We start from the raw sequence: 24,172 nt of genomic DNA, 5'->3' as shown, positions 1-24,172 counted from the left end.
GGGGCTAACGATAGACCTCGATACGCATCCACACCTTCAAGTCGTCCCGGCCTGTTTCGCGAAAGCCGAGGCGGGCGTAGAGGTCGTACGCCCGGGTGTTGACCACCAGCACCTCGAGGCAGATCGCCTGCCCGCGCGCGGCGGCCTCCGCGATCAGGTCGCGCAGCAGGCGCCCGCCGGCACCCTTTCCCTGGTACGCGGGTAGCAGCTCGATCAACCCGACGTAGAGCTCGTCCGGCCGGCGCTCGACGTCGAGGCGGCCGGCGTCCACACCGTTCATCGTAATGATCTTGGTGTGGGGTGGGTCGAAGCCGCGCGCGTGGAAGTCCCGCTGCACCGCCTCGTCCCATCCCCAGACGGCCGTGACGTACGGCCCGAGCGCCGCCTCGTGCAGCGCGAAGCAGAAGTCACTGTCCGCGGGCGTGGCGTCCCGCAGTCCCACCTCCATGCGACGCACGCTACGGCGCGCGCCGCCGGTCGCGGTGGCCGTAAAATCTGATCATGGAGGAGACGCGCTGGCTGACGGACGAGCAGCAGCGTGCCTGGCGGCGCTTCGCGGCCGTGGTGATGCAGCTGCCCGGCACCCTCGACACTCAGCTCCAGCAGGACGCGCACCTGACACACTTCGGCTACTGGGTGCTGGCGATGCTGTCCGAGGCGGAGGGTCGCGCCCTGCGGATGAGCGAGCTCGCCACCCTCTCCAACGGCTCCCAGTCCCGCCTCTCCCACCTTGTCGGGCGGCTGGAGGAGCGGGGCTGGGTGCGCCGCGAGCGCACGCCAGAGGACGGCCGCGGCTACGTGGCGGTGCTCACCGACGAGGGGTACCGCAAGGTGGTCGAGACCGCGCCCGGCCACGTGGAGAAGGTGCGCTCGGTGGTGTTCGACGCGCTGACCCCGGAGCAGGTCGCCCAGCTCGACGAGATCAGCGCCGCCATCCTCTCCCGCATGAACCCGGCCGCCGACTGCTGACCCGGCGAGGGCGGGCGGCGGGCCCACCGCCCGCCGCCCGCCCCCTGGGCGGAGCCTCAGATCGGAGTTCAGATCCGCCCGGTGCCGGCGCCGCTCGTCACCGACGACTTCACGCTGCTCGCGCTGTCCATCTGGTACGAGTACGGGATGCCGGCAACACTGCCACCCGTCTCACCGCTGCCGGAGTTGACGAAGTGGTTGTTCCGCGCGACGAGGTTGCCGTCGGGCGAGCTGCCCTCGCCGCGGTGGAACGGGTCCTCGACGTTCTCGAAGTAGTTGCCCTCGACGAGAACGCCGGCGCCACAGGTCGACGCGACGCCGTAGCTGCCGATGTTGCTGTAGTAGTTGTTGAACACGTGGACCGGGTTGCCGAAGCGGACCCGCGGGTGGCGCTGGTTGGTGCCGTCGAACCAGTTGTTGTTGTACGTCACCCGCAGCTTGCCCCGGTCCTCGCCGCCGTTGTCGTCGGAGTGGCCGAGCAGCGCGGTCTTGTCGTGGTTGAAGAAGCGGTTCCACGAGACCGTGACGTAGTCGGACGCGCGCTTGATGTCGACCGCGCCGTCGCTGCCCGAGCTGAAGCTGTTGTGGTCGATCCAGACCCGGGTGGAGTACTGCACGTTGATCGCGTCGTCACCCCAGCTCCGGAAGTTGATGTTCCGGATGATCACGTTGCTGACGCTGGCGACGTTGAGCCCGCCACCGGTGATGGTGGCACCGCTGCCGACACCGATGATCGTCTTGTTGGCCGCCACCTTCTGCATGCCGCTGATCGAGATCGTGCCGGACACCCGGATCACCCGGGCGCCGCTGGCCTGCATGTTGCTGATCAGCGCTGACGACGTCGTGACGGTCACCGGCGAGGCGCTGCCGCCGCCGCTCGTGCCGCCGCCCTGCGTGGCCCAGCCCTGCAGGTTGAACGTGGCGGCGGACGCGTCCGGCATCGCGACCAGGGCGCCGGCCGCGGCGAGCGCGAGTGCGGCGGCGCCGATCGCCGGCCCACGCCAGCGGCGCGAGCGTGGGCGCTCGGCTTGGTCGGTGCGGTGGAGCGTCATGGGGAAACCTCCCGTGGGACAGTGCGCCGCGCTCGGCCGGCGGCGAGGCAGATCGGCACCGGCGGGCCCGGCGTAGCGGTAGCCCGGAGGACAGGAAAACGCTTTCCAGATCCAACCGTATCGATGTTCATGAATCGTGTCAACCGAGGGGATGCCGGCGCGGATGCGCGCGGGTTACGCTTTTCCGCGCCGGCGGCACCGCCGGACCCCTCGCCCGGCCCCCACTCGGGCGACCTCCGCAGTGCCGCCCCCCGCAGGAGACGACCGAGTGCGCGACCGCACGGACCACCCCGGCACCCGCCCCGCCCGGCCGGCAGAGCCACGCCACGGGGTCTCCTCCGGTGCCCGTTCCCGCCTGCGCCGCCCGAGCCGCTCCGAGGTGCTGCTGCTCTGGGCGCCGACCGCCCTCGGCGTCTCGGTGGCCGTCACCATCATCGCCGCGGTGCTCGTCACCCGCGGCTCCGGCGCCGCGCCGGCACCGCGCGCCTCCATCGACTACGCCTGGACCCCGCCGGTCGCCGACTACACGCCGGCCGTCGCCGTCACGACCCGCGCACCCACGCCGTCGCCGCCGCGCAACACCCTGCCGCCGCTGTCGCCGACGCCGCCCAAGCCCACCACGGCCAAGCCGCGCCCGCCCGCGCCTCCCCCGCCGCCGGTCACCGGCCGGTACACGGTCGTCGACACCTACCGCGGCGGCTTCATCGCCGAAGTCCTCGTCACCAACCCGTCGCCCAACCCTCGCGACTGGACGGTCCGCCTCGACTTCCCGCGCGACGTCGGCCGCCTGCACACCTTCTGGGCCGAGGGCGCCCCACCGCCGGAGCTCGACCGCCTCGGCGACGCGTACGTCTTCACCGGCCGCGCCCCGGTCGCCGTCAGGGGCAAGGTCGCCCTCCGCGTGCAGTTCGAGCGGTGGGGGCGCGACATCGACCCCACCGCATGCACCGTCAACGGCACGCCCTGCACCACCACTTGACAGATCAGGGCTACCGCGACGTCCGCCGTGGTCCGGACCGTTGCTCCCGCGGCCTCACCCCTCGCCGGGGTTGGGCTTGGCCCGCGGACCTCGCGGCGGAGGTCGGGGAAGTCGGCGAGCCCTGCGAGCCGCCGACCTCCGCGTAGCCCGCGGGAAAGCACCCAAAGAAAAACGCTCCGCTGCGCTCCACGTTTCCCCCGGGCCCGCGCATACGGTCCGCAGGTGACGCGGACGCGGGCAGATCAAATCCCACGAAGGCGCGTGCCGCGGTCGTAGAGTGGCGGGCCATGGTGCCGGCGCTCGACCTGTCCGCCGCGGAGCTGGGCAGGCGGATCGCCGCGCGGGAGCTGTCCGCGCGGGAGGTGGTCGGCGCGTTCCTCGACCGCGTCGCCGAGGTCGACCCCGCGCTCAACGCCGTGGTGGAGCTGCGCGCCGAAGCCGCCCTCGCCGAGGCCGCGGCCGCCGACGAGCGGGGGTCGGGCGGGCCGCTGCACGGGGTGCCGTTCACGGTGAAGGACTGGATCGACGCCGCCGGCCTGCGGTGCGCGGGCGGGCAGCCGGCCCACCGCGAGCGCCGCCCGGCCCGGGACGCCACCGCCGTGGCGCGGCTGCGCGCCGCCGGCGGCATCCTGCTCGGCAAGACGGCGGCCGGCCCGGACAACCCGCTCTACGGTCGGGTGGGCAACCCGCACGACCCGCGCTTCACGCCGGCGGGCAGCTCCAGCGGCGAGGCGGCCATCATCGCGGCCGGCGGTTCGGCCCTCGGGCTGGGCAGCGACTCCGGCGGCAGCATCCGCCAGCCGGCACACTGCTGTGGCATCGCCGGCCTGCGGCCGACCACCGGGCGGGTGCCGTTGACCGGGCACTTCCCGTTCATCTGCGCGACCGCCGACCCGCGCACGGTGATCGGCCCCCTCGCGCGGCACGTGGAGGACCTCGCCCTCGCGCTCCGCCTGATCGCCGGCCCGGACGGCGCGGATCCGAGCGCGGTGCCGGTCCCGCTCGGCGACCACGCGGCCGTGCGGCTGGCCGGGACCCGCGTCGCGCTGTACCTCGACCACCCGCACACCACCCCCCACCCCGCCGTGGTCCGCGCCACCCACGCGGCCGCCGCGACGCTCGCCGCCGCGGGGCTTGTCGTGGAGGAGGCCACGCCGCCCGGACTCGCCGACGTCTACCCGCTGACGCTCGACTACTGGCGCCGCCCCGAGTCCGACTCGCCCGACGAGTGGGTGAACGGCGGCACCTTCGACCCCGCCACCCTCGGCCCGATCTCCGCCGAAGACGTGGAACGCTCGCTCTTCACGTGGGACCGTCTGCGCCGGCGCATGCTCCCGTTCATCGGGGCACATCCGCTGGTGCTCTCGCCCGCCGCGGAGAAGCCCGCCGTGCCGCACGGCGAGGACGGCGGCGGCATCCCGTACACGCTGCTGTGGAGCCTGGTGGGCTATCCCGCCGTGGTGGTACGGGCCGGCACGACGGTGGAGGGCCTGCCGGTGGGCGTGCAGATCGCCGCCCCGCCGTGGCGCGAGGACCTGGCCCTGGCGGCCGCGTCCATCGTGGAGCGCACCCGCTAGGAGACCGCTGCGGGGGCGATCTGGGCGACCGCAGGGGTGAACAACGGTCTGGACCACGCTGGCTGCTTGATCGGTCAACAAAGCCCTGCACGGTACAGATCGTGGTCGTTTGCTGCCCCTACAGGGGCAGTCGACGTCCACGATCTCAACGGGACCCGGGGTTGAGCTCGCCCAGCGGGGAGGGAGAGGCCGCGGGAGCAACGGTCCGGACCACCACGGACGTCGCGGTAGCCCGGACCTGTTTCGAATTAGATCTTCTGAACGGCGACCACGATCGCACCCCACCCTGACGTCGAGAGGTCGGCTACAGGCGGACCAGCATCTTGCCGAGGTTGGCGCCGCGCAGCAGGCCGAGGAAGGCGTCCGGCGCGTTTTCCAGACCGTCCACAAAGGTCTCGTCGTAGCGGACGCGGCCCTCGGCCAACCACCGCGTCATGTCGGCGTGGAACGCGGGCGCCAGGTGCCCGTACGACGTGACGATGAAGCCGCGCAGTGTCAGCTGCTTGCCGATCGCCAGCGCCAGGTTGCGCGGCGCGGGCGTCGGCTCGGTCGCGTTGTACTGCCCGATCGCCCCGCACAGCGCCACCCGCCCGTGCGTGTGCAGCGCGCCGATCGCCGCCTCCAGGTGGTCGCCGCCGACGTTGTCGAAGTACACGTCGATGCCCTCGGGCGCGGCCTCGCGCAGCCGGTCGCGCACCGGGCCGTCGTGGTAGTCGAACGCGGCGTCGAAGCCCAACCCGCGCAGATAGTCCACCTTGGACGGTGAGCCGGCGCTGCCGACCACCCGGGCGGCACCGCGCAGCTTGGCGATCTGGCCCGCGATGCTGCCGACCGCACCGGCCGCGCCGGAGACGAAGACCGTCTCGCCCGCCTTCATCGGCGCGATCTCGACAAGCCCCACGTAGGCCGTCAGGCCGGTCCCGCCCAGCGGACCCAGGTAAGCCGTCGCCGGCACCGCCGACGTGTCCAGCACCCGCGTGCGGCCGGCTGGGAGCACGGCAAGGTCGCGCCAGCCGGAGTTGTGCACCACGATGTCGCCCACCGAACGGTCGGGCGACTCGGAGGCGATGACCTCGCCGACCGCCGCGCCGTCGAGTGCGGCGTCGAGCTGGAACGGCGGCACGTAGGACTTCACGTCGTTCATCCGGCCGCGCATGTAGGGGTCGACCGACATCACCTGGTTGCGCACGAGCACCTGCCCGGCCTCGAGCGGTGGCAGGGCGACCTCGACGAGGCGGAAGTTTTCCGGCGCCGGCCAACCGGTCGGCCGGGACGCGAGGTGGATCTCCCGGGCCTTCACTCGGCGACCACCAGGGTCACCTCGACGTTGCCGCGGGTGGCGTTGGAGTACGGGCAGACCTGGTGCGCCTTGCCGACGAGGTCCTGCGCGAGCTCGCGCCCGACGCCGGGCAGCACGACCTCGAGCGTGACCGCGAGACCGAACCCGCCCGCGTCGTCGGGCCCGATGCCCACCCGCGCGCCCACGCTCGACCCGGTGGTGTCCACCTTGGCCCGCTTGGCGACGCCCTTGAGCGCCGAGTGGAAGCAGGCCGCGTAGCCCGCCGCGAAGAGCTGCTCCGGGTTTGTCGCGCCGCCCGGGCCACCCATCGCCTTGGGCACGGCAAGGTCGGCCTCGAACAGCCCGTCCGAGGTGCGGACGTGCCCGCTGCGCCCGTCACCGGTCGCGAGGGCCTCCGCTGTGTAGAGCACGCGCATGCGGCTCATCCTTTCGTCGTGGGTGTGGCGCTTTCGCGCAGTGACCCGGCGAGCCGGGTCAAGGTGCTGTGCAATGTGGACAGCTCGGCGGTGGACAGCCCTGTGGCCGCCGCGAGCGACGCCGGGATCCGCTTGGCCCGCCGGCGCAGCGCGACACCCGCGGGCGTCAGCCGCACCTCGACCACCCGCTCGTCGGCGGCGGACCGCTCGCGGGTCACCAGGCCCGCACCCTCCAGGCGCTTGAGCAGCGGCGATAGCGTGCCGCTGTCGAGGTCGAGGGCCAGGCCGAGCTCACCGACCGTCCGCCCGTCGCGCTCCCAGAGCAGGAGCAGGACCAGATACTGCGGGTACGTCAAGCCGAGCGGGTCGAGCAGCGGCCGGTAGAGCGCGTTGGCCGCGCGGGCGGCATTGTGCAGCGCGAAGCACACCTGGTGTCGCAGCAACAGCTCCTCGTCCACCCACCAAACATAGCGCGCAATTCAATTGTGCACAACTTGTCCGGCCCCGGCCGGTGACTCTACGGTCCACCCATGACGCTGCTCTCGGACCTGGTGGCCGCCCTCGACTCCGGCACGATCGAGGTGGTCGACCTCACCGCTCCCCTGTCCCCGCGGACCCCGATCATCGCGCTGCCGGAGCAGTTCGGGCAGACCAGCCGCTTCGCCCTGTCCGAGATCAGCCGGTATGACGCGGCCGGGCCCGCCTGGTACTGGAACAACTTCACCACCGGTGAGCACACCGGCACGCACTTCGACGCGCCGATCCACTGGGTGACCGGCCGCGACCTGCCCGACGTCTCCCGGGTGCCGGCCGGTGACCTCGTCGCGCCCGCCGTGGTGCTCGACTTCACCGCGCGGGTCGCCGAGGACCCCGACGCGCTGCTGGAGGTCGCCGACATCGAGGCGTGGCAGGAGGAGCACGGCCCCCTCCCGGCCGGCGGCTGGCTGCTGGTCCGCACCGGGTGGGACGCGCGCAGCGACGACGACGCGGAGTACCTCAACGCCGGCCGCACCCCCGGCATGTCGGTGGCCTGCGCCAAGTGGCTGGCCGAGGAGGCGCCGGTGCGTGGTGTGGGCGTGGAGACGGTCGGCACCGACGCGGGCGCGGCACACTCGTTCGACCCGCCGTTCCCCTGCCACTCGTACCTGCTTGGCGCCGGCAAGTACGGCCTCACCCAGCTGCGCAACCTCGCCCAGCTGCCCCCACCGGCGCGGTGCTGGTGACCGGCCCGCTGCCCATTGTGGACGGTTCCGGCAGCCCGTGCCGGGTGCTGGCACTGGTCGAGCGGTGAACGTCGCCTCCGCCGTCGGGCAGGCCCTGGTCGAGCACGGCGTGCGGGACGCTTTCGGCGTCGTGGGCAGCGGCAACTTCCACCTCACGAACGCGCTGGTCGCCGCCGGCGCCCGCTTCCACGCCGCGGCGCACGAGGGCGGCGCGGCGACGATGGCCGACGGGTACGCGCGCGTCTCCGGCCGCCTCGGCGTGCTGACCGTGCACCAGGGCCCGGGCGTGACGAACGCGCTGACCGGGATCGCCGAGGCGGCCAAGAGCGGTACCCCCTTGGTGGTCCTGGCCCCGGAGGCGACGAGCCCGCACTCGAACTTCCACATCGACCTGCCCCATCTCGCCGCGTCGGTGGGCGCGGCGTACCGGCGGGTGGCCGCCGCCTCCGCGCGCGCCGACGTGGCGTGGGCCTGCGGTGCCGGCCGCACGGTCGTGCTGGGCCTGCCGCTCGACGTCCAGTCCGAGCCGGCCGGTGCCGAGGCCGGCACCACACCTGTGGGCGCCACACTTCCGCCCCCGGATGTCACGGCCCTCGTGGAGGCCATCGCGGCCGCCCACCGCCCGGTCTTCATCGCCGGCCGGGGTGCGGCGCGGCGGGGCGCGGACGCGCGTACCGCGATCGCCTCCCTGGCCGACCACCGCGGCGCGCTGCTGGCCGTCTCCGCCGCCGCCCGCGGGCTGTTCGCCGGCGACCCGTGGTACCTGGACGTCTCCGGCGGCTTCGCCACCCCGCTCGCGGCCGAGCTCATCGCCGGCGCCGACCTTGTCGTCGCGTGGGGCTGCGCGCTGAACATGTGGACCACCCGCCACGGCCGCCTGATCACACCCGGCACCACTGTCGCGCAGGTCGACCTCGACGCGTCCGCGCTCGGCCGCCACCGCAAGGTCGACGTTCCGGTGGCCGGCGACGTGGTGGACGTGGCCCGCGCCTGCGCGACCGCCCTCGCCGCCGACGCCGGGTGGCGCACACCGCGGCTGCGCGCGCGGATCGCGGCGGAGGGGCGGTGGCGCGACGTCTCCTACGAGGACGCGACCGGCGGCGGCCGCATCGACCCGCGCACGCTGAGCGCCGCGCTGGACGACCTGCTCCCCGCCGAGCGCACCGTCGTCATCGACTCGGGCAACTTCATGGGCTACCCGTCGATGTACCTTTCGGTGCCGGACGCGGCGGGCTTCTGCTTCACCCAGGCGTTCCAGTCGATCGGCCTCGGCCTCGCCTCCGCGCTCGGCGCCGCGGTCGCCCGCCCCGACCGCCTGACGGTGGCCGCGCTAGGCGACGGCGGCTTCCTGATGTCGGTGGCCGAGCTCACCACCGCCGTGCGGCTGGCGCTGCCGCTGCTGGTGGTCGTCTACAACGACGCCGCCTACGGCGCCGAGGTGCACCACTTCGGCCCGCACGGGCACCCGGTCGACCTGGTCCGCTTCCCGGACACGGATCTCGCGGCCACCGCGCGCGGCTTCGGCTGCGCGGCGGTCACGGTCCGCGATCCACGGGACCTGGCGGCGGTACACGCGTGGCTGAGCGGCCCGCGCGACACCCCGCTGGTCGTCGACGCCAAGGTCGTCTCCGACGAGCCGTCGTGGTGGCTGGAGGAAGCCTTCCGCGGCCACTGAGCCCCGGCTTGAGCATTGTCCCGAAACCCGCGCTGTGGACGGCGTGTCGCGCGGGTTTCGGGACAATGCTCGCGACCTTGGTCCACAGTGGGCGGAGATTGTAGCCAACCGGCCGGATGCGCGGGCCGCCGTCCACAGCGCCGGCCCTTGTCCACAGTTCGATACTCGCGACATGAACGGCGCGGAGCGGTCGACGACCATCGGCCGCATGAACGAGGACCTTCGAGCGTTGCTTGCCCGCCGCGGCGGCGTGGTGCGGCGGGACGAGGCCTGCTGCGCCGTGTCGATCTGGGTGCTGGAGCGGGCCTGCCGCGCCGGCCACGTGCGGCGGCTCCTGCCGGGCGTCTACGCGGACGCCGAGCTGGCCGACCGCCCCGACGTGCTCCAGCGCGCCGCCGTGCTGTACGCCAGCTGGCGCGGGGCGCTCAGCCACACGACGGCACTTGCCGTGTGGGGACTGCACCAGACCCGCCCGGATGAGCCCGTGCACGTGAGCGTCCCGCTGGACGTGCGGCTGCGGTCCCACCCGACGGTGGTCGTACACCGGCGCCGGGGCCTGCGGATCGAGCCACCGGATGTGGTCCCGCGCGCCGGACTGCCCGTCACCCGGCTGGAGACCGCGCTTGTCGACGCGTGGCCTCTCCTGACCGCGGAGCAGCGGCCGGCGCCGCTGATCAGGGCCGTCACCGACCGGCGGACCACTCCAGACCGGGTCTTCGCCGCGCTGGACGGCGTGCCGCAGCTGACCGACCGCGCCGCCATCCGCGTCCTGCTGGGCCGGCTCGCCAGCGGCTGTCACAGCGCGCTGGAGATCTGGGGGCACGAGCGTGTGTTCACCGGACCGGGCATGCCGTCGTTCAAGCGCCAGGTGCCCGTGCGCGTCGATGGCCGGACCTTCTACCTCGACGTGTGGGCGCCCGAGGAACGGGTCAACTTCGAGCTCGACGGCGCGGCCTCGCACGGGGCGCGCGAGCAGCGCGAGGCGGACCTACGGCGCGACGCGCGCTTGGCCCGTCGCGGCATCATGGTGGTCCGGTTTCCCACCGCCGCCTCTTCCGCGAGCCCGAGGCCGTGCGGCGGGAAGTGCTGGACGTCCTCGCCGCCGCCCGCCTCCGGCGCGGCGTGGCGTGAGCGGCCGGTCAGGCGGGTGGGCGGTTGCGGAGGGCGATCACGGTGGCGCCGTGGTGCAGGCTGGCGGCGAGCGAGCCACGCACCCCGCCCACGCCGTCGCGCAAGGCTTCGAGGAGCTCGCCGGCCTTCATCGCGCGGCCGAACAGGTGGCCCTGGCCGGCCGTGCAGCCCAGCTCCCACAGGGCTTGGCGCTGGTCGGCGGTCTCCACGCCCTCGGCCACCACGGTCAGGCCGAGCGAGCGGCCCAGCTCGACCGTGGAGCGGACGGCGGCCTCGGCCTGGGGGGAGGTGCGCATCGCGGCGGTGAAGGTGCGGTCGATCTTCAGCTCGTGGACCGGGACCTCGGAGACGACGGACAGCGACGAGTGGCCGGTGCCGAAGTCGTCCAGCGCGAACCGCACGCCCGCCCTGCGCAGGCCGGTCAGCACGCGCTCGACCGCGTGGAGCTGGCCCACCGACGTGGTCTCGGCCAGCTCCAGCACCAGCGCGCTCGGGTCGAGGCGGTGGGCGCGCAGCTCGTCCAGCACCATCGTGGGGAAGGCGGGGTCGAGCAGGCTGTGCGGCGAGACGTTGAGCGCGACGGCCAGGTCGAAGCCGGCCGACCGCCACTCGCGCAGGCCGAGCAGCGCCTGCCGCAGCACCCGCGCGGTGAACGCGGCGAGCAGGTCGGAACGCTCGACGATCGGGAGCCACTGCTTGGGCAGGAGCACGCCGTGGCGGGGGTGCTGCCAGCGGGTGAGCGCCTCGGCGGCGACCGCCTCGCCGCTGCCCAGGTCGACGATCGGCTGGAAGCGGACGGTGAACTCGCCCTCCGCCACCGCCCGGGCCAGCTCGCCGCCGAGGGAGAGCTGGCGGTGGTCGGCGGTGTCGCGGCCGTGCTGGTAGTCCACGATGGACACGCTGGCGCGCTTGGCCTGGTACATCGCGACGTCGGCGCGGCGCAGCAGCTCGCCCGCGCTCACGCCGGGGCTGGCGAGGGCGATGCCGGCGCTGGCCTGCACGGTGATCTGCATGCCGGCGAGGCCGACCGGCTCGCGCAGGCAGTCGAGGATGCGGCGGGCCCGGTGGATCGCGGTCGCCGGTGCGGGCAGGTTGTCGAGCACGATCGCGAACTCGTCGCCGCCCAGCCGCGCCACCACCGCGCCGTTGTCGTGCGCGGCCGCGCGCAGCCGCCCGCCCAGCTCGACCAGCAACTGGTCGCCGAAGGCGTGGCCGAGCGTGTCGTTGACCTCCTTGAACCGGTTGAGGTCGACGAGCGCGAGCGCGCGGGTGCCGCTGCCCGGCTCCTGCTGGGGTGCGCCGAGGCGGTCCAGAAGCGCGCGGCGGTTTTCGAGGCCGGTGAGCGGGTCGCGGCGGGCGTCGAGGGCGTGCCGGTCGCGCTGCTCGGTCAGCTCCGCATACGCCCTCGCGTTGAGGATCGCGGTGGTCAACGACGCCGCGAAGGCGCGCAGCGTGCTCTCCTCGCGCCCCTGGGCGGCACCCACCATCGTCGACGGCAGCGCGAGCCGCAGCACGCCGATCGCGCTGCCGTCACGCCCGCCGAGGAAGCGGCTGGCGGTCAGCTCGGCGGGCGGGGGCGCCTGGCCGGATGGCCCGTCGTACAGCACTGCCTGCGCGCTCGCGCGGACCAGCCGGCACGGCTCCACGTCCCAGAGCTCGATCTGCGCCTGGCGGGCGTTGAAGACCGCGACCGCACCCTGCGCGGCGGTGCGCAGCACGCCGCTGAGGTCGAGGCCGTTGAGCGCGTCGGTGGCGGCCGCGAGCTGCTCCCAGGTGGCCCGCTCGGCGCGCAGGTGGAGCCGGTGCATGTAGACCAGGTAGAGCACCAGCTGGGCGAGCGGCATGGCGATCATCAGCCGCGGGTCGAGCGCGATGAGCCCGAGGGCGGCGCCGGCGAGGACCATGCCGGCGACGTCGACGAGCAGGCGCACGTCGAGGTCGGTGCGCCAGACCTGGGCCCACGAGCGACCGGTGGCCAGCGCCACGGTGGCCGGGGTGACGATGTGCTCGACCGCGGCGAACGCGGCGGCGGCCAGCGGCAGCGCCAGCAGGTAGGTGGTCCATGGCTGGGCCAGCAGGTCTCCGTCGCGGAAGGGGTGGACGCCGGCCACCATCACCGCGCAGGCGGCGGCGGTGGCGGCGAGGATGTCCTTGCCGCTGTTGTGCAGCGCCTTGTGCAGTGAGCCGCCGCGGTGGCGCACGACGATCCGGGCGAACAGGACACCGGCCGCCGCGCACAGGACGGCCCACCCGGTCGGCACGACGATCGTGGTCAGCAGGATCGCGGCCGATGACGCGTTCAGCCCGAGCTGGGTGCGGATCCGGACCGGCGTCGAGCACGCGGTGCCGACCGCGACGAGGCCGGCGGCGATGACCAGGTAAAGCCACTCGGTGGCGGACGGGATGGCGAGTTGGGTGGCGGCCCAGGTCACGGACCCCGCGGCCAGAAACAGGACGAGACCGGTCAACAGCCGCAGCCGCCCGGTCTCACCCTCTCGCACGCCGACCAGCTCTCTCTACTGTGGAGCTTCGCCATCGACCGATCGACATTCGGTCAGGTTACCGCAGCACGGAGTGAGATCGACAGCCCGTGTGGGTCTCACACCCAGTCGTGATTGCGCCTCATGGCCTGTCCTCCCTCCGCGTCGCCCGCTGACACGGTAGGGAAAATTCGCCCGGGAAAGGAAGGTTAAAACGTCCCTTGCACCACACTGAGCCTATTCAGACGGATCTGTCACGTTCCGTCGGATTTATGCGACGCTCCGCAACCGGCGCAAGGCCACGCGGAGTAACCCTCAACCGGCACTTTACCCAGCTCACGTCACATCAGCACCAGTGGTTTCACCCAAAGGGCGGTACATCGATGGGTGACTGCGGGGCGTATCGACGCGGTTCTACCAGATACCCGGCGTGACCTGGAACCCAGAGTGTCCTGCGGACCCAGAGCCGGTACATGCCGCCGGACGCCCGCCCGGTACGCTCGCGCGGTGGAGGATTCGGGTGCGTTACGGCGGCGTGGCCGTCCCCGGGACCCGGATATGGAAGCGCGGGTCTACAGCGTCGTCGTCCTGGTCTTCGCCGAGAAGGGCTGGGCCGGTTTCACACTGGACGAGGTCGCACGCCGTTCCGGTGTCGGCAAGGCCTCGGTCTACCTGCGCTGGCGCGACAAGCGCGAGCTGCTGCTCGCCGCGATGCGCGACCGCCTCGAGCCGTTCCAGGGCTGGACGCACACCGGTGACCTGCGCGAGGACCTCAAGGCGATGGCGCGGTACGTGTTCGGGATGTACTGGGGCTGGGCCGGCCTGGCGATCATGCGGCTGTGGCTGGACGCCCGCACCTACCCCGACCTCTTTGCCGACCTGCGCGACTTCTACCTTTTCGGCAGCGTGCGCACGGTCGAGGCGATGATCGCGGCGGCGGTCGACCGGGGCGAGCTGCCCGAGGGCACCGCGCCCGCGCTCGTCCTCGGCACGATGTTCGGCGTCGCCACCGTCCAGGTCTCCGTGGCACCGCCCGGCCAGGGCGAGGACCTCACCGCCCGCACCGAGGAGTACGTCGACCGCCTCGTCGACATGGTCCTGACCGGCCTGCGCGGCGGTCACCAGCCCCGCTAGCGCTACAGCGCCGACCGCTGCGGCACTTCGCGGGGGTCGGTCGGGTTGCCGCGGGTCAGGTACTGGGGCACGGGCGCGCGGTCGGTGCCGGTGTCGCGGACCTTGCCGTAGCGGGTGACGCCCCACCGCTCGCGCGGCGGCCGGTTGAGGTCGGCCCACATCCCGCTCCACGTGGCCGGCGTGACCGCCAGGTCGTAGTCGGCGGAGCGGCCGCGCACCTCGTTGTGGTGGAGGGTGACCGTGCCGTCGAGGTAGTAGTACTCGACCTGCCACATCTGCTGCGCGCCGGCCGGCAGCCGGGCCGGGTCGCGGTGCCGCACGCCCATCCAGGTCAGCTCGCCGGCGCCGGGCACGCTGTCGTCCAGGCGGCGCCCGCCACCGGAGGCGGTGTGGAAGAGCTTGCCGAACAGGCCGGTCCAGGTGGGCATCGCGATCTCGCCGCCGCACCGGTAGAAGGCCACGTGCCAGCGCACGGCGAAGTACCCGCGTCCCGTGAGCGTCAGCCGCTGGCCGCCCTCGCGCAGGACGGCTTCGCCGGCGACGTGCGCCCCTTCCGGGCGGCGCGGCAGCTCGCCGGGCGCGCGGCCGGGTGGCGGAGCAGGGTCGGGAGTGTCCACATTGCTCCCGTATGCCGGCTTGGGTGCGATCCGCGCCGGTACCGGCGCCCGCTCCGCCGCGACGTGGCCCCGCGCGCCCGGCTTCGGGTCCCACGGGCTCGGCGCGGGCTCCGCCGGGGCGGTGGCCGGCGGCGGGGCGAGAGCGTCCGGTGTGGACGGTGCCGGCGGGCCGTGCGGCACGATCAGGTACACGGTGCCGACGGCCAGCACCACCGCGCCGGCCAGCAGGCCACCGCGGACGCCGGGACGCGCGGACACCGCGTCCCTGGCCTGGTCGAGGAGCCGTTCGACGGCGCCGGGCGCGTCCGGGTCGGCGTGGGCCGCGACGTCCGCGGCGGCCTTGGTGACGACCGGACCGTGCGCGCCGCCGAGCCTGCTCGCCAGCTCCACTGGTACCGGCAGCAGCGCCACGCCCGCCAGCAGCCGCTCGGCCGGCACCTGGTCGGCCCAGTGCCGCCCGCACTCGCCGCAGCCGCGGGTGTGCCGGATCAGCCGCTTGCGCCACAGCGGGCTGGGCTTGGCGTCCCACCCTTCGAGCAGGTCGATGAGGTCGGCGCAGTGCCGGTCCGACCACAGTGCCCGCACGACCGCGCGGGCGCCCTGCAGCTGGCCCTTCATCCGCTGCACCCGCACCGCGGCGTGCGGCGCGGTGAGGCCGAGCGCGGCGGCGAGCTGCTCGCGGTTCAGCTCGCCGGCGGCCTCCTGCCACCACAGCGCGAGCAGCCGCCGGTCGCCCGGGTCGAGCCACCGGGTCGCCTCGGCCACCTCCTTGCGCTGCCCGGTCAGGCCCAGCTCGGCGATGGTCGCGTCGACGAAGTCGGCGGACGGGTCGGCGAGCTCGCGCACGTCCTCCAAGCCGCCGCCGCGCGCGAGCATCTCCTTGCGCGCCCGGGCGCGTGCCCGCACCTGCTGCATCGCGATCGCGACGAGCCACGCCCGGAAGCGGCTGCTGTCGCGCAGGCCCTTGAGCTTGCGCACGACCCGCAGCATCGTCTCCTGCACGACGTCGTCCACGTCCGGGTGGCCGTCGAGCGCGCGGCCGACCACGTTGTAGACAAGCGGCAGATGCTCGGTGACCAGCGCGTCGAGCGACCGCTTGTCACCGTCGCGCGCCGCGGCGACGGTGGCGGTGTCGACCACCGCTTCGAGCCGCGCGTGCCTCCCCATCGACACCACCTCGCCGGATCGCGGCCGTCCCCGTCCCCACACGGTGACCGTCGCCGTCCGTAGGGCAAGCTAGTTTATTGAACGGCGCGTGTCCATAATTCAGATGCAACTTGCGTCGCATTGGTCACTTCCGTACCACCGCCGTTCACTCCCGCGCGGTGTGCCGTCCAACCCGCCTGAGCAGCACGGACAGCCGCTCCTCCACCTGCCGCGCGGTGGCCGAGCCGCTCATCACCGGCACCTTGCGCCCGCCGGTGGCGACGAGCAGCGCCGGGAACGCGGCCACGCCCATCCGCCGTACCCGTGCGAAGTCCGCCTCGGCGGCCCGCAGCGACCACGGGTGGTCGAAGCCGGCGACGACGGCGTCCTCGTCGAGCCCGTACTCGCGGGCGATGCCCCGGTGCGTCTCCGGCTCGGCGAGGCTGTGCCCCTCCACGAAGAACGCCTCCTGCATCGCCGCCGCCAGCTCCACCGCCCGCTCCGGCGCCTGCCGCCGCAACGCCGCGAAGCCGCGGGCCGCGGCGGTGGAGTTCATGACGAACGAGCCGTCGGCGGTGAGCCGCTGGTACCCGTCGCCGAACCACGCGCCGGTCAGGTCGGCGATCCGCCGGTGGGTGGCGGGCAGGTCGCCGAGGCGCCGGACCGGCACCCGGGCGGACCCCACGTAGAGGCCTCCACAGAGGACCTCCACGGGAACGCCGGGATGCGCGGCGGCCACGTCGACCATCGTCTGGGCGAAGCCGTACGACCACGCACAGTAGCCATCGAACACGTAGATGAGCCCAGGTTCGTTCATCGGTCCCCCAACGACCTCAAACGCTGTGCCGGAGTACGGAACAGGAGCCCGGACAGATGATCAGGCTCAGGAAAATTTCTCGTTTCTGTTCAGCCACCGCCGCCCGCCGTCCGTATTCACCGGCATGACGGCGATGCTGGGCTACGACGACCCGGGCGGTCAGTACCATGCGCCCGGCCCGCGATACGAGCCCTGGCCGGGGCCGCGCACCTACCCCCGGCACCGCGCCGACCTGCCCCCGGGCACTGTCTGGGACGAGCCCCCGCCGGAACGGTCCCGCCGGCGGGGGCCTGGCCGGTTCCTGCTCGCCGGCCTGCTCATCGCCGTCTTCTCGGCGGCCTCGGGCGGCGCCGCCGGGTGGTACGCGTCGCTGTGGGCCAACGTCCAGCAGACGCCGCGCCTCGCCGCGGACGCCGCCGTGCCGGAGGCGCTGGTCGGCGCCGCCGAGGAGGCGCTGCCCGGGGTGGTGTCGATCGAGGTGGTCGGCGACGAGGAGGCATCGTCGGGCTCCGGCTTCGTCATCGACGACCAGGGGCACATCGTCACCAACAACCACGTCGTGGCCTCCGGCGGCCGGATCACCGTGGTCGGCCAGGACGGCGAGGAGCGCACCGCGCGGCTGGTCGGCCGGGTCGCCCGCACCGACATCGCCGTGCTGCGGGTGGCCGAGGGCGCGGAGGCGTTCCGCCCCCTCACTCTGGGCCGCAGCACGGACCTCAAGGTGGGCGAGCCGGTGCTCGCGGTCGGTTCGCCGCTGGGCCTGTCCGGCAGCGTCACGGCCGGCATCGTGAGCGCCGTCGACCGGCAGGTGCGGATGGGCAACGCGGGGCGCCAGTCGGCCGTGCAGACCGACGCCTCGATCAACCCGGGCAACTCCGGCGGCCCCCTGGTCAACGCCCGGGGTCAGGTCGTCGGGGTGAACACGGCGATCGCCACCATCGACGGCAACGGCAACATCGGCATCGGGTTCGCCATCCCGATCGAGCGGGCCGCGCAAACGGCCCAAGAGATCATCGCGGCCGCGTAGTCTGACCCGGGTGGGAATCGTCACGCCCGGCTTTCGCGGCCGGCCGCGTTCATCCGGGCCCGAGCTGCCGCCCGGGCAATACCTGACAGAGGACTTTCCGGTGCTCTCCGCCGGCCCGACGCCACGGGTGCCGATGGACCGCTGGGAGTTCGTGATCACTACCGAGACGTCCCGGGAGCACCGCTGGACCTGGGACGACCTCATGGCCCTGCCCAGCGAGACGCCGACCGTCGACATCCACTGCGTGACCAAGTGGTCCAAGCTCGGCACCACCTGGCAGGGTGTCTCCCTCGACACCCTGATGTCCGATGTGGACACCGCCGCCGACTACGCGTTCGTCCACTCGTACGGCGGCTACACCACCAACCTCCCGCTCGCCGACCTGCTCGACGGGCAGGCGTGGGTGGCGTTCAAGTTCGACGGCGAAGACCTGCACCCCGAGCACGGCGGCCCGGCCCGGCTGCTCGTCCCCCACCTGTACTTCTGGAAGTCGGCCAAGTGGGTGCGCGGCATCCAGCTGCGCTTCGACGACGAGCCCGGGTTCTGGGAGACGGCCGGCTACCACGACTACGGTGACCCGTGGCGCGAGCAGCGGTACCAGGGCGACTGACCTGGCGGGTCGGCACGCTGGCCGAGGCCCGCGCCGAGACGCCCACCGCCCGCACGCTGGTGCTCGACGTGCCCGGCTGGCCCGGCCACCTGCCCGGGCAGCACGTCGACGTGCGCCTCACCGCCGAAGACGGATACAGCACGCAGCGCAGCTACTCGATCGCCGCACCGGCCGACGGCGAGCGGGTCGAGCTCACCATCCAGGCGGTACCCGACGGTGAGGTCTCGCCGTACCTGACCGAGGTCTTCTCCCCCGGCGACCCGGTGGAGCTGCGCGGCCCGGTGGGCGGTTGGTTCGTGTGGCGCACAACCGCCATGGACCCGGTGCTGCTGGTCGGCGGCGGCTCGGGCATCGTGCCGCTGATGGCGATGATCCGCGCGCGGCGGGCGGCGGGCAGCCGCGTGCCGTTCCGCCTCATCTACTCGGTGCGCACGCCGGACGACGTCTACTACGCCGACGAGCTGCGCCGCCGGGCCCGCGACGACGCCGGCCTCGACGTGACGTTCGCGTACACGCGCGAGGTGCCGGACGGCTGGCCGCACCCGCCGCGCCGGGTCGGCGTCGCCGACGTCAACACCAACGGGTGGCCGCCCGCGCTCACGCCCGACTGCTTCGTGTGCGGCCCCACCGGCTTCGTCGAGACCGTGGCCGACATCCTCGTCGCGCTCGGCCACGACCCGCGCCGCGTCCGCACCGAGCGCTTCGGCCCGACTGGAGGCTAAGAGATGACCGATCCCCACCTCGACGGCAACGCGCTCGCCGGGCCGCTGCGGGAGATCTTCGCGGTCGACGTCACCGCCGCGACAAGCCGGTGCGCCGCCTGCGGCCTGTCCGGGGCGGTCGCCGCCCTCCACGTGTACCCGAACGCGCCCGGCATGGTCGCCCGCTGCCCCGGCTGCGAGGAGGTGGTGCTGCGCATGGTCCGCACGCCGGACGCGGCATGGCTCGACCTGCGCGGCGCGGTGTCACTGCGCATCCCGATGTGACCGACCTCGGCGCACCGTTCGCGACCGGCCGCAACGCCGACGTGTACGCGCTGGACGGCGGCCGGGTGCTGCGCCGGTACCGCGACGGCGGCGGCGACACCGCGCGGGAGGCCGCGCTGATGGCGCACGTGGCCGCGCACGGCTTCCCGGTCCCCGAGGTGTACGCCGCCGACGGCCCCGACCTGGTCATGCGGCGGCTGGACGGCCCGACGATGCTCGGCGCGTTCGTCGAGGGCCGCCTCCCGATCGAGCGCGGCGCGGCCGTCCTCGCCGACCTGCACGCCCGCCTCCACGCGCTCCCGCTGCCGGCCGGCGCGCCCACCGGTACCGTCATCGTCCACCGCGACCTGCACCCGGACAACGTGGTGCTGACCCCCGACGGCCCCTACGTGATCGACTGGCGCGACGCCCTGTACGGCCCGGCCGGCCTCGACCTGGCGATGACCGCGCTCATCTGCGCCGAGGTATCCGTCGACCCGACCACCGACCTCGCGGGGCGGCCCGCGCGCTGCTCGTGTCGTTCGCCGCGCTGGTGGGCGGCGACGGCGTGACCGCCGAGCTCGGCACCGCGGTCGCGATCCGGTCCGCCAACCCCACGCTCACGGCGGCCGAGGCATCCCGCGTCGGCGAGGCCGCGGGGCTGGTGGTCGCCTCCGTGCGCGACCTTCCCTGACGGCTACAGTGCGCGGGTGTTCGTGATCATTCTTGACGGCGGCGCCGAGCTGCGCCCGCTGGAGCCCTGGCAGGCCGAGGAGTTCCTCGCACACATCGACCGGGCGCGCGACGCGGTGGACCCGTGGATCCCGTGGGCGACGTTCTCCACGTCGGTGGAATCGGCCCGGAGCACCCTCCAGCGGTACGCGGACAAGGCCGCCGCCGACGCCGGCCGCATCTTCGGCATCTGGCTCGACGGCACGCTGGTGGGCGGCACGATGTTCGTACACTTCGACGCCGCCGGCGGCACGTGCGAGATCGGCTGCTGGCTGGAGCCGGCCGGGCAGGGCCGCGGCCTGGTCACCCAGGCCGTGCGCCACCTTGTCGACTGGGCGGTCCGGACCCGCGGCATCCACCGCGTCACCTGGAAGACCTGCCCGGACAACACCGCCAGCCGCGCCGTGGCACAGCGGCTGGGCATGCGCTTGGACGGTGTGCTACGCGGCGAGTATCTGTACAACGGTGTCCGGTACGACACCGAGGTGTGGTCCCTGCTGGCCCCGGAGTGGCTTCAACCTCAGCCCGCCGCGCGCTGACAGTGGGCTCTCGACCTGGACGCACCGCACAAGTCCGCGCGCGTCAGCGGCACCAGTCACTGACCTTGGGGCCGGCGAGGCCGAAGAGCACGGCGCCGTAGAAGCCGATCCCGAGCCAGGACTGCCCGGAGCCGATCCGGTCGGTCGCGGCGCCGACGATCACGAGCACGATGTTGGCCGCGCAGACGAGCATGGCCACCACGCGGCCGCGGGCCCAGCCGACGAACACGCCGACCGCCGCGACCACCTGTGCGCACGCGAGCAGCACGGCGAACACGGCCGCCGCCACGACCTCGTCCTCCTCGCCGTGGTCGATCGCGTCCCGCACGAGCAGCACGCCGACCACGACGCCCAACACACCGAAGAGCAGCAGGAGCAGCGAAACGATCCACACCGAGGCCGGCCGGCGTGCCGGTCGCTCCGGCTCGGGACGCCGGTAACGCGGCTGCAGGGGCGGCTTGCGCCCGTCATTCGCCATCGAGCGCATGCTATCCCGGTAGCTCTACAGTGGACCACCCCACGCCCTCCCGCCGCCTCCCGCGGCCTCGCGGCTCCGCGGCCTCCTGCGGTTGATCAGGGAGTTGGTGAGCGTGTCGGCCGGCGTGTCCACCCACGAAGTCCCTGATCAACGGGGCTAGCGGCACCCGCGCCGCGCGGAAAGGGCGGCCCGCGCCGTGGCGAGCGGGCGGGCGGGGGTTGACTGGCCGGTAACATACGGCGGAGGGGCACGCGACGAAGCGGGAGGCGACCGGGTGGAGCGTCGGCTGGAAGGGAAGGTCGCGCTGGTCACGGGCGCGAGCCGGGGCATCGGGTACGCCGTGGCGGAGCGCCTGGTCGCGGAGGGGGCCCGGGTCTGCGTCACCGCCCGCAAGGCCGAGCCGCTCCTCGAGGCGGCCACCGCGCTCGGCGGGCCGGAGCGGGCCATCGCGGTCGCGGGCAAGGCGGACGACCCCGAGCATCAGGCGGAGGCCGTGCAGCGCGCGGTGGAGTCGTTCGGCGGCCTGGACATCCTGGTCAACAACACCGGCATCAACCCCACCTTCGGGCCGCTGCTGGAGACGGACCCGGGCGCGGTCCGCAAGGTCTTCGAGGTGAACGTCTTCGCCGCGATCGGCTGGCTCCGCCACGCGTACGACGCCTGGCTCGGCAAGCACGGCGGCGCCGTCGTCAACATGTCCTCGATCGCCGGGCTGGGCTCGGCGCCCGGCCTCGGCGCATATGCCGCGAGCAAAGCCGCCCTCATCCAGGTCACCGCGCAGCTCGCGGTCGAGCTCGCGCCAAACGTGCGGGTCAACGCGGTCGCCCCGGCCGTCGTGAAGACGCAGTTTGCCACCGCGCTCTTCGCCGGGCGCGAGGAGGAGGTGGCCGCCGGGTACCCGCTCGGGCGGCTCGGCGTGCCGTCCGACGTGGCGGGCGCGGTCGCGTTCCTCGTCTCGCCGGACGCCGCGTGGATCACCGGGCAGACGCTGGTGCTCGACGGCGGCCTCACGCTCGTGGGCAACCTGTGACGCCAGGGCTCGACGTCGAGCGCCTCCGGGCGTACCTCGACCGGGAGCACCCCGGCCTGCGCGACGGCGACCTGCGCGCGGAGCTGATCGCGGGCGGCAAGTCCAACCTCACGTACACGCTGCGGGACGACACGCACAACTGGGTGCTGCGCCGCCCGCCACTGGGCCACGTGCTGCGCACCGCGCACGACATGGGACGCGAGCACCGCGTGATCAGCGCGCTGGCGCCGACGGCGGTACCGGTACCGGAAACGGTTTTGCTCTGTGCGGACCCGGAGGTGATCGGCGCGCCCTTCTACGTGATGGGGTTTGTGGAGGGCACTGTCTACCGCACGGCGGCGCAGACGGCGGCCCTGGGCGCGGAGCGGGCGCGCACGCTGTCGTACACCCTCGTCGACGTCCTCGCCGACCTGCACGAGGTGGACCCGGCCGCGGTGGGGCTGGGCGACTTCGGGCATCCGGCCGGCTACCTGGAGCGGCAGGTGCGGCGGTGGAAGAAGCAGCTGGACGCCTCCCGCAGCCGCGACCTGCCCGGCATCGACGAGCTGCACGCCCGCCTCGCGCAGAGCGCGCCGGCGGAGAGCGGCGCCGGCATCGTGCACGGTGACTACCGCCTGGACAACGTGGTCGTGGACGCGGGCGGCCGGGTGGCCGCCGTGCTCGACTGGGAGATGGCCACGCTCGGCGACCCGCTGGCCGACCTGGGACTGCTGCTCGTGTACTGGGACGGGCTCGCGCAGATCGGCGGCAACTCGGTCGCCACCTCGGTCAACGCGGCGGCCGGCTTCCCGCCCGGCACCGAGCTCGCCGACCGCTACGCGCAACGCCGTGGTGCGGACCTCACCCACCTGCCGTGGTACACCGCGTTCGGCTTCTTCAAGCTCGCCGTCATCGCCGAGGGCATCCACTTCCGCTTCACACAGGGCCAGACCGTCGGCGCCGGGTTCGAGCAGCTCGGCGAGATCGTCCCACCGCTGGTCGCGCTCGGCCACGCCACGCTGTCGCAGGAGGCCTAGATGGACTTCGGGTACGACGACAAGACCGAAGAGCTGCGCGCGCGGCTGCTGTCCTTCATGGACGAGTACGTGTACCCGGCCGAGGCGGTCCTCGCCGAGCAGGAGGCGAACGGTCCACAGTGGACGACACCGCCGGTCGTGGAGGAGCTCAAGGAGCGGGCCCGCGAGCGCGGCCTGTGGAACCTCTTCCTCCCCTCGATCGGCCTCACGAACCTCCAGTACGCGCCGCTCGCCGAGATCACCGGCCACAGCCCGCTGCTCGCCCCCGAGGCGCTCAACTGCTCGGCGCCAGACACGGGCAACATGGAGCTGCTGGCCGAGTTCGGCAGCGCGGCGCAGCGGGAGCGGTGGCTGGAGCCGCTGCTGGACGGGCGGATCCGGTCCGCGTTCTGCATGACCGAGCCGGAGGTGGCTTCCTCCGACGCCACAAACATCGCCACGAGCATCACCCGCGACGGCGACGACTACCTCGTCAACGGCACCAAGTGGTGGTCCAGCGGCGCGATGAACCCGCGCTGCGAGATCTTCGTGGTCATGGGCCGCACGGACCCGGCGGCGCCGCGGCACCGCCAGCAGAGCATGATTCTGGTACCGCGGGACACGCCGGGCGTCACCGTGCGGCGCGGGATGAAGGTCTTCGGGTACGACGACGGCGGCCACGGCGGCCACGCGGAGATCTCGTTCGAGGACGTGCGGGTGCCCGCGTCCAACCTGATCGGCGGCGAGGGTGACGGCTTCGCGATCGCGCAGGCCCGGCTGGGTCCGGGTCGCATACACCACTGCATGCGCCTGATCGGCATGGCCGAGCGCGCGCTGGCCATGATGTGCGGGCGGGCCAGCGAGCGGGTGGCGTTCGGCCGGCCGATCGCCGAGCACGGCGTGGTGGCGGACTGGATCGCCGAGTCGCGGGTGCGCATCGAGCAGGCCCGCCTGCTGGTCCTCAAGACGGCGTGGCTGATGGACACGGCCGGCAACAAGGCCGCGCACGCGGAGATCCAAGCCATCAAGATCGTGACGCCGGCGATGGCCGAATGGGTGCTGGACAAGGCGATCCAGGCGCACGGCGGCGGCGGGGTGAGCCAGGACTTCCCCCTCGCCAGGCTGTGGACGCACGCGCGCACGCTCCGCCTCGCCGACGGGCCGGACGAGGTACACCGCTCCGCCCTCGCCCGCCGCGAGCTGCGCGCCCACGCGTCGCCGTCGACGTAGGCGCACGGCCGGACGGCCCGGACGGGCGGGTCCGGGGCTGCGGGCGTACG

General features: G+C 73.5%; 25 protein-coding genes and 1 pseudogene. 17 read left to right on the top strand and 9 right to left on the bottom strand.

The window, feature by feature from the left end:
- Positions 1-4: 4 nt before the first annotated feature.
- Positions 5-448 (bottom strand): GNAT family N-acetyltransferase, encoded by a 444-nt coding sequence (locus Phou_RS35400; RefSeq protein WP_173065273.1) that lies wholly within the window; start codon positions 446-448, stop codon positions 5-7.
- A gap of 53 nt (positions 449-501) precedes the next feature.
- Between Phou_RS35400 and Phou_RS35395 the strand changes: the two genes are divergently transcribed.
- Positions 502-969, top strand: a complete 468-nt coding sequence (locus Phou_RS35395) for a MarR family winged helix-turn-helix transcriptional regulator (RefSeq protein ID WP_173065269.1) — start codon at positions 502-504, stop codon at positions 967-969.
- A 68-nt stretch (positions 970-1,037) separates the two neighbouring features.
- On the opposite strand, the gene Phou_RS35390 is transcribed toward Phou_RS35395, so the two are convergent.
- Positions 1,038-2,021 (bottom strand): pectate lyase family protein, encoded by a 984-nt coding sequence (locus Phou_RS35390; protein ID WP_173065266.1) that lies wholly within the window; start codon positions 2,019-2,021, stop codon positions 1,038-1,040.
- A gap of 268 nt (positions 2,022-2,289) precedes the next feature.
- Between Phou_RS35390 and Phou_RS35385 the strand changes: the two genes are divergently transcribed.
- Positions 2,290-3,000, top strand: coding sequence for a hypothetical protein (locus tag Phou_RS35385; RefSeq protein WP_173065263.1), 711 nt, complete (start codon positions 2,290-2,292; stop codon positions 2,998-3,000).
- Between the two features lie 287 nt (positions 3,001-3,287).
- On the top strand, positions 3,288-4,577 hold the full coding sequence (locus Phou_RS35380) for an amidase (protein ID WP_173065260.1): 1,290 nt from the start codon (positions 3,288-3,290) through the stop codon (positions 4,575-4,577).
- 304 nt (positions 4,578-4,881) lie between these two features.
- On the opposite strand, the gene Phou_RS35375 is transcribed toward Phou_RS35380, so the two are convergent.
- Genes Phou_RS35375 through Phou_RS35365 form a run of 3 tightly spaced genes read right to left on the bottom strand, consistent with a single transcriptional unit; the run spans position 4,882 to position 6,751 of the window.
- Positions 4,882-5,877, bottom strand: coding sequence for an NADP-dependent oxidoreductase (locus tag Phou_RS35375; protein WP_173065257.1), 996 nt, complete (start codon positions 5,875-5,877; stop codon positions 4,882-4,884).
- On the bottom strand, positions 5,874-6,293 hold the full coding sequence (locus Phou_RS35370) for an organic hydroperoxide resistance protein (protein ID WP_173068753.1): 420 nt from the start codon (positions 6,291-6,293) through the stop codon (positions 5,874-5,876). The genes Phou_RS35375 and Phou_RS35370 overlap by 4 nt, the downstream gene beginning before the upstream one ends.
- 5 nt (positions 6,294-6,298) lie before the next feature.
- Positions 6,299-6,751 (bottom strand): MarR family winged helix-turn-helix transcriptional regulator, encoded by a 453-nt coding sequence (locus Phou_RS35365; protein ID WP_173065254.1) that lies wholly within the window; start codon positions 6,749-6,751, stop codon positions 6,299-6,301.
- A gap of 72 nt (positions 6,752-6,823) precedes the next feature.
- Here Phou_RS35365 and Phou_RS35360 point away from each other — a divergent pair, with 72 nt between their 5' ends.
- The 3 genes and pseudogenes from Phou_RS35360 to Phou_RS55125 form a co-directional block, all read left to right on the top strand.
- Positions 6,824-7,516 (top strand): cyclase family protein, encoded by a 693-nt coding sequence (locus tag Phou_RS35360; RefSeq protein WP_246274119.1) that lies wholly within the window; start codon positions 6,824-6,826, stop codon positions 7,514-7,516.
- Positions 7,517-7,580: 64 nt separating this feature from the next.
- The gene (locus tag Phou_RS35355; RefSeq protein WP_173065251.1) at positions 7,581-9,191 is read left to right on the top strand and encodes a thiamine pyrophosphate-binding protein; all 1,611 of its coding nucleotides are present in this window, start codon (positions 7,581-7,583) and stop codon (positions 9,189-9,191) included.
- A gap of 172 nt (positions 9,192-9,363) precedes the next feature.
- A pseudogene (locus tag Phou_RS55125) lies at positions 9,364-10,170 on the top strand (DUF559 domain-containing protein); the annotation flags it as partial.
- Positions 10,171-10,330: 160 nt separating this feature from the next.
- On the opposite strand, the gene Phou_RS35345 reads toward Phou_RS55125, so the two are convergent.
- Positions 10,331-12,823: a putative bifunctional diguanylate cyclase/phosphodiesterase gene (locus Phou_RS35345; protein ID WP_173065248.1), complete on the bottom strand. Its 2,493-nt coding sequence runs from the start codon at positions 12,821-12,823 to the stop codon at positions 10,331-10,333.
- Between the two features lie 537 nt (positions 12,824-13,360).
- On the opposite strand from Phou_RS35345, the gene Phou_RS35340 reads away from it, so the two are divergent.
- Positions 13,361-13,936, top strand: coding sequence for a TetR/AcrR family transcriptional regulator (locus tag Phou_RS35340; protein ID WP_173065245.1), 576 nt, complete (start codon positions 13,361-13,363; stop codon positions 13,934-13,936).
- Between the two features lie 2 nt (positions 13,937-13,938).
- Here Phou_RS35340 and Phou_RS35335 read toward each other — a convergent pair whose 3' ends face one another.
- Positions 13,939-15,720, bottom strand: a complete 1,782-nt coding sequence (locus Phou_RS35335; protein WP_173065242.1) for an RNA polymerase sigma factor — start codon at positions 15,718-15,720, stop codon at positions 13,939-13,941.
- A gap of 145 nt (positions 15,721-15,865) precedes the next feature.
- On the bottom strand, positions 15,866-16,516 hold the full coding sequence (locus Phou_RS35330; protein ID WP_173065238.1) for a DsbA family protein: 651 nt from the start codon (positions 16,514-16,516) through the stop codon (positions 15,866-15,868).
- A gap of 124 nt (positions 16,517-16,640) precedes the next feature.
- Between Phou_RS35330 and Phou_RS35325 the strand changes: the two genes are divergently transcribed.
- From Phou_RS35325 to Phou_RS35300, 7 genes are read left to right on the top strand one after another with little or no spacing between them, the layout of a single operon-like run.
- Positions 16,641-17,543 carry a S1C family serine protease gene (locus Phou_RS35325; RefSeq protein WP_173065235.1) on the top strand — a complete coding sequence of 301 codons (903 nt, stop codon included), beginning with the start codon at positions 16,641-16,643 and terminating at the stop codon, positions 17,541-17,543.
- 10 nt (positions 17,544-17,553) lie between these two features.
- A complete protein-coding gene (locus tag Phou_RS35320) occupies positions 17,554-18,153 on the top strand; it encodes a sulfite oxidase-like oxidoreductase (RefSeq protein WP_173065232.1) in 600 nt (199 codons plus the stop codon).
- Entirely contained in the window at positions 18,123-18,875 is a 753-nt protein-coding gene (locus Phou_RS35315; RefSeq protein ID WP_173065229.1) for a ferredoxin reductase, read from the top strand. The genes Phou_RS35320 and Phou_RS35315 overlap by 31 nt, the downstream gene beginning before the upstream one ends.
- 3 nt (positions 18,876-18,878) lie before the next feature.
- Entirely contained in the window at positions 18,879-19,139 is a 261-nt protein-coding gene (locus Phou_RS35310; RefSeq protein WP_173065226.1) for a DUF6510 family protein, read from the top strand.
- The gene (locus tag Phou_RS35305; protein WP_173065223.1) at positions 19,136-19,690 is read left to right on the top strand and encodes a phosphotransferase; all 555 of its coding nucleotides are present in this window, start codon (positions 19,136-19,138) and stop codon (positions 19,688-19,690) included. Before Phou_RS35310 ends, Phou_RS35305 begins: the two co-directional genes overlap by 4 nt.
- Entirely contained in the window at positions 19,687-19,812 is a 126-nt protein-coding gene (locus Phou_RS54725; protein ID WP_281365134.1) for a hypothetical protein, read from the top strand. Before Phou_RS35305 ends, Phou_RS54725 begins: the two co-directional genes overlap by 4 nt.
- 16 nt (positions 19,813-19,828) lie before the next feature.
- Positions 19,829-20,389 (top strand): GNAT family N-acetyltransferase, encoded by a 561-nt coding sequence (locus Phou_RS35300; protein WP_173065220.1) that lies wholly within the window; start codon positions 19,829-19,831, stop codon positions 20,387-20,389.
- 43 nt (positions 20,390-20,432) lie between these two features.
- Here the strand turns inward: Phou_RS35300 and Phou_RS35295 are convergent, their stop codons facing one another.
- On the bottom strand, positions 20,433-20,867 hold the full coding sequence (locus Phou_RS35295; protein ID WP_173065217.1) for a hypothetical protein: 435 nt from the start codon (positions 20,865-20,867) through the stop codon (positions 20,433-20,435).
- Between the two features lie 274 nt (positions 20,868-21,141).
- Here Phou_RS35295 and Phou_RS35290 point away from each other — a divergent pair, with 274 nt between their 5' ends.
- The 3 genes from Phou_RS35290 to Phou_RS35280 are packed head-to-tail and all read left to right on the top strand — an operon-like array spanning position 21,142 to position 24,122.
- On the top strand, positions 21,142-21,897 hold the full coding sequence (locus tag Phou_RS35290) for an SDR family oxidoreductase (RefSeq protein ID WP_173065214.1): 756 nt from the start codon (positions 21,142-21,144) through the stop codon (positions 21,895-21,897).
- A complete protein-coding gene (locus Phou_RS35285; protein ID WP_218579416.1) occupies positions 21,894-22,913 on the top strand; it encodes a phosphotransferase family protein in 1,020 nt (339 codons plus the stop codon). Before Phou_RS35290 ends, Phou_RS35285 begins: the two co-directional genes overlap by 4 nt.
- On the top strand, positions 22,914-24,122 hold the full coding sequence (locus Phou_RS35280) for an acyl-CoA dehydrogenase family protein (RefSeq protein WP_173065208.1): 1,209 nt from the start codon (positions 22,914-22,916) through the stop codon (positions 24,120-24,122).
- Positions 24,123-24,172 lie beyond the last annotated feature (50 nt).

It is taken from the genome of Phytohabitans houttuyneae (genome assembly GCF_011764425.1).
Lineage (GTDB): Bacteria > Actinomycetota > Actinomycetes > Mycobacteriales > Micromonosporaceae > Phytohabitans > Phytohabitans houttuyneae.
Note: the sequence above shows the minus strand (reverse complement) of the source record. Positions and strands in the feature narration are given on the sequence as shown.

What these genes read in the sequence shown, in the direction of transcription:
- Phou_RS35335 (WP_173065242.1), bottom strand. Translation starts at nt 15,720, where the DNA reads ATGGGGAGGCACGCGCGGCTCGAAGCGGTGGTCGACACCGCCACCGTC.
- Phou_RS35390 (WP_173065266.1), bottom strand. Translation starts at nt 2,021, where the DNA reads ATGACGCTCCACCGCACCGACCAAGCCGAGCGCCCACGCTCGCGCCGC.
- Phou_RS35360 (WP_246274119.1), top strand. Translation starts at nt 6,824, where the DNA reads ATGACGCTGCTCTCGGACCTGGTGGCCGCCCTCGACTCCGGCACGATC.
- Phou_RS35340 (WP_173065245.1), top strand. Translation starts at nt 13,361, where the DNA reads ATGGAAGCGCGGGTCTACAGCGTCGTCGTCCTGGTCTTCGCCGAGAAG.
- Phou_RS35325 (WP_173065235.1), top strand. Translation starts at nt 16,641, where the DNA reads ATGACGGCGATGCTGGGCTACGACGACCCGGGCGGTCAGTACCATGCG.
- Phou_RS35380 (WP_173065260.1), top strand. Translation starts at nt 3,288, where the DNA reads ATGGTGCCGGCGCTCGACCTGTCCGCCGCGGAGCTGGGCAGGCGGATC.
- Phou_RS35295 (WP_173065217.1), bottom strand. Translation starts at nt 20,867, where the DNA reads ATGGCGAATGACGGGCGCAAGCCGCCCCTGCAGCCGCGTTACCGGCGT.
- Phou_RS35310 (WP_173065226.1), top strand. Translation starts at nt 18,879, where the DNA reads ATGACCGATCCCCACCTCGACGGCAACGCGCTCGCCGGGCCGCTGCGG.
- Phou_RS35400 (WP_173065273.1), bottom strand. Translation starts at nt 448, where the DNA reads ATGGAGGTGGGACTGCGGGACGCCACGCCCGCGGACAGTGACTTCTGC.
- Phou_RS35395 (WP_173065269.1), top strand. Translation starts at nt 502, where the DNA reads ATGGAGGAGACGCGCTGGCTGACGGACGAGCAGCAGCGTGCCTGGCGG.
- Phou_RS35370 (WP_173068753.1), bottom strand. Translation starts at nt 6,293, where the DNA reads ATGCGCGTGCTCTACACAGCGGAGGCCCTCGCGACCGGTGACGGGCGC.
- Phou_RS35280 (WP_173065208.1), top strand. Translation starts at nt 22,914, where the DNA reads ATGGACTTCGGGTACGACGACAAGACCGAAGAGCTGCGCGCGCGGCTG.
- Phou_RS35330 (WP_173065238.1), bottom strand. Translation starts at nt 16,516, where the DNA reads ATGAACGAACCTGGGCTCATCTACGTGTTCGATGGCTACTGTGCGTGG.